This window comes from Methylobacterium sp. WL8, from assembly GCF_008040045.1.
Lineage (GTDB): Bacteria > Pseudomonadota > Alphaproteobacteria > Rhizobiales > Beijerinckiaceae > Methylobacterium > Methylobacterium cerastii.
Window position 1 is genome coordinate 1 of sequence record NZ_VRVF01000160.1, and the last position, 3,116, is coordinate 3,116.

Here is a 3,116-nt window from a genome sequence, read left to right on the forward strand (position 1 = left end):
TCTCCAGCAGCGCTACCGCCTCGCGTTTGAACTCTGGGGTGAACTCGCGTCTCGTCTTGGCCATCAAACACCTTCCCCGCCCGCAAGGAGCGTATCAGAGGTGTCCGTGGAACCGGGGGAGGATCAGTTCCGCTACATGCTGACCCGCTGGCGCGCGCTGACCCGGGTGTTCGACGACGGCCGGATCGGGCTCGACAACAACCCGGCCGAGCGGGCGCTCCGCGGCGTCGCCGTCGGGCGCAAGAACTACCTGTTCGCCGGCTCGGATCGGGGCGCCGAGCGGGCGGCCGCCTTCTACACGCTGATCGAGACGGCCAAGCTGAACGGCCTCGATACCGAGGCCTACCTGCGGGACGTCCTCACCCGCATCGCCGACCATCCGGCCCGACGCCTGGGCGAACTGCTACCGTGGAACTGGGCCCCGCTCACGGACCTCGCTCAGGCCGCCTGACCCGCAAGGCCCATCACCGAGCGCTTACCCGCTACGAGCGACGCGCTGACCTCCACCTCGCCTTCACCACCCTCGCCTGCGCCCTCATCTGCCGAACTCAGGCCAAACGGTTTTGTCCCTAGCTCTTAGGGCTCCCCTAATCAGGCGCGGCCACAAACTCGAAACATGATCGTCCAACCGCGGTCACAGGGCTTCGGTATCGAGGCGCCTCTCTTCCACCGAAGCAGACTGATCGCATGACGCTCAGCGACCTCGACAAGCCCGCCGATCTGACGATCTGGCCGCGGGGTATGTCCGCCCGGAAGCAGGAGGGGCATGAGTTTCGAACGCTCCGTGAAACCCTGACGGCTGCGGCCGATGCGCTTCGAGATCCGAAAGCGCTGCCCTGGATCGTGACGGAGGAAGGCCACGTCCTCTCGCCCGACTGGATCGCTGCCAATGGGTTTGCAGCGCGCAGCCACTGAGAGCTATCTCACCTCAAGGCTACCTCCGGGTTCACCCGATCCCGCATCTCCTTGCCGGCCTTGAAGGCAAGCGCAGCCTTGGCCGGCACCTCGACCCGTGCTCCCGTCCTCGGGTTGCGCCCCTGCCGGGCGCGTTGCTCCTTCACCGTGAATGATCCGAACCCACGGATTTCCACACGATCGCCAGCTGCTAGCGCATCAGAGATGCAGGCGAGGATGGCATCGACCACCGCCTGGCAGTCTTTCTCGTAGAGGTGCGGGTTCATGGCGGCGAGGCGCAGAACGAGCTCGGACCGGATCATGGCGCCCGAATAGGGGCATGCAGCGCCGGGCGGCAACCCGTCGATCCGGCGTGCTGCTGGGCGATTTCAGCAAGTCGAGGCGATTCGAGCCTGTCTTAGGCGAACCCACCCTGCATCACCGGCCGCGCATCTCGCGACCGACCGAGCAGGGCAACTCGGATCTCATCGTCATGCCCCAGAGCACCATCCCGGTCCCCGACCTAACGATATCCCGCGACTGGCTCAAAAAGGCCGTGCAGGCCGGCGAGTGCAGAAGACGACACCTCGTCCCTCTACCTCACGACCCAGCGAGATCGCGTCTACTGGTGCTCCGCTCCTACGCGACAGCGGCCAAGGCCGACGAGGCGCGCTCGCTGATCTACCTCGGCTTGGCGCCGCCCGTGGCCGATCCATAGCGCCGGTGCGGCGGGTAGCCCCGTTGCATGCGCCCACCGGGCCGGGCTGCCTCTGTAGGGCTACCAGCTCTAACTTACGGGAGACAGTGCGCTGTCCCTGCGGTGCGACGCGGGTAAGTGCCGAAACCCCTTGACGCCGAACCTGCAACGCCCGAGCACATCGAAGTGGGACACATCACGCAGCATGAGACCTCTGGCCTCGTTGGGATCGGGCTGTACACGCCCGCCGAGGCCGGTCGCCTTCTCCACATCTCGGCGGCGAAGATATCGCGCTGGCTTCGCGGCCACGATGCCAACGGTAAACACTACGCGCCGCTGTGGCAGCCGCAGGTGGATCTCGGCGACGAGGGCGTGTTTCTCGGCTTCAGGGATCTTCAGGAGGTCCGGGTTGCCTCAACTTTCATCGAGCGAGGCCTGAGCGCACAGCGGGTTCGCCAGGCGATCGAGCTTGCGCGAGACCTGGTCGGAGAAGCGCGCCCGCTCTCGACGGCGAAGTTTCGGTCGGACGGCCGGACCGTGTTCCTCCAAGTCGTCGAGGAGGACGGGCAGACCAAGCTCATCGACCTGTTCAGGAAGCAGTTCGCGTTCCGAGACATCATCGAGCGTAGCCTGACCAACCTCGACTACGACGACGCTGGCATCCCTGCTGTGTGGTGGCCGCTCGGGCGCGCGAAGTCGGTGAAGATAGACCCGGCCCGATCGTTCGGCCAGCCGATCGAGGCCGAAACATCGGTCCCAGTCGATGCGCTCGTCTCGGCCGTCGAGGCGGAGGGCACGCCAGAAGCCGCTGCCCGCGTTTGGGATGTGCCGCTGCGTGCCGTGAAGCGCGCCCTCGCGTTCAGGCGCGAGATGGATATGCGGCAGGCAGCTTGAGGGTCTTCTTCGACAACTGCACGACCCCCGTGCTTGCCGAAACCCTGGACGGATATCTCCGGCATCGGAAGGACAGCGCGTCGCATATTCGCGACCTGCCTTGTGGGCGGCATGCCTCCGATATGGAGTGGATGGCCTATCTCGCTGACACAGGTGACGATTGGCTGGTCGTCACCGGCGATCGCAGGATCCAGAAAAACAAGGCGGAGCGTGCGGCCTTCCGCCAAGCCAGATTGAAGGGCTTCGTCCTCGCCCCCGGGTATCAGACGACGAAGATCCATCAGCAAGCTTCCCTGCTGATCTGGCGTTGGCCGGACATCGACGGTCTGCTGAAGCTCGCACCGCCGTTCCTGTTCGAGATCCCAATGCACCGACAGGCCGGGTTCCGGCAGCTCCCGGTCTGACCTCCGCGGGCGATCAGGCGCCACCTCGGCGCGAGCGCCTACGCGACGCATTCGGGCTCGGCCTCTAGCTTCTTGGAATAGGCGAGCAGCGTTGACTTACGGTCGTGTCCCTAGGCGTGGTGTAGCTTGGTGAGGGCCACCACGATCACCGGCTTGGGCCGGGACGATCAGGCTGCGAGGGTGGGCAGGCTGACGAGGGGATCATCGCCGATCGGGGCGATGCTTTC

Annotated in this window: 5 protein-coding genes and 2 pseudogenes; 6 read left to right on the forward strand and 1 reads right to left on the reverse strand. The window is 65.6% G+C overall.

Annotated elements, in window-relative coordinates:
- Nucleotides 1-133: 133 nt before the first annotated feature.
- The 3 genes and pseudogenes from FV234_RS25540 to FV234_RS25550 form a co-directional block, all read left to right on the forward strand.
- Nucleotides 134-451: pseudogene (locus FV234_RS25540) on the forward strand (transposase domain-containing protein); the annotation flags it as partial.
- A gap of 29 nt (nucleotides 452-480) precedes the next feature.
- Nucleotides 481-573: pseudogene (locus FV234_RS25545) on the forward strand (IS5/IS1182 family transposase); the annotation flags it as partial.
- A 114-nt stretch (nucleotides 574-687) separates the two neighbouring features.
- Nucleotides 688-915 (forward strand): hypothetical protein, encoded by a 228-nt coding sequence (locus tag FV234_RS25550; protein WP_147832408.1) that lies wholly within the window; start codon nucleotides 688-690, stop codon nucleotides 913-915.
- Nucleotides 916-923: 8 nt separating this feature from the next.
- Here FV234_RS25550 and FV234_RS25555 read toward each other — a convergent pair whose 3' ends face one another.
- Nucleotides 924-1,217 (reverse strand): integration host factor subunit beta, encoded by a 294-nt coding sequence (locus FV234_RS25555; RefSeq protein WP_147832409.1) that lies wholly within the window; start codon nucleotides 1,215-1,217, stop codon nucleotides 924-926.
- Nucleotides 1,218-1,234: 17 nt separating this feature from the next.
- On the opposite strand from FV234_RS25555, the gene FV234_RS25560 reads away from it, so the two are divergent.
- The 3 genes from FV234_RS25560 (at nucleotide 1,235) to FV234_RS25570 (ending at nucleotide 2,889) form a co-directional block, all read left to right on the forward strand.
- Nucleotides 1,235-1,612, forward strand: coding sequence for a hypothetical protein (locus tag FV234_RS25560; protein WP_147832410.1), 378 nt, complete (start codon nucleotides 1,235-1,237; stop codon nucleotides 1,610-1,612).
- Between the two features lie 117 nt (nucleotides 1,613-1,729).
- Nucleotides 1,730-2,485, forward strand: coding sequence for a hypothetical protein (locus FV234_RS25565; RefSeq protein WP_246686312.1), 756 nt, complete (start codon nucleotides 1,730-1,732; stop codon nucleotides 2,483-2,485).
- Nucleotides 2,482-2,889 carry a hypothetical protein gene (locus FV234_RS25570; RefSeq protein ID WP_147832411.1) on the forward strand — a complete coding sequence of 136 codons (408 nt, stop codon included), beginning with the start codon at nucleotides 2,482-2,484 and terminating at the stop codon, nucleotides 2,887-2,889. The genes FV234_RS25565 and FV234_RS25570 overlap by 4 nt, the downstream gene beginning before the upstream one ends.
- The last annotated feature ends 227 nt before the right edge of the window (nucleotides 2,890-3,116 follow it).

Coding starts and splice junctions, on each gene's coding strand:
- FV234_RS25550 (WP_147832408.1), top strand. CDS start 688: ATGACGCTCAGCGACCTCGACAAGCCCGCCGATCTGACGATCTGGCCG.
- FV234_RS25555 (WP_147832409.1), bottom strand. CDS start 1,217: ATGATCCGGTCCGAGCTCGTTCTGCGCCTCGCCGCCATGAACCCGCAC.
- FV234_RS25560 (WP_147832410.1), top strand. CDS start 1,235: ATGCAGCGCCGGGCGGCAACCCGTCGATCCGGCGTGCTGCTGGGCGAT.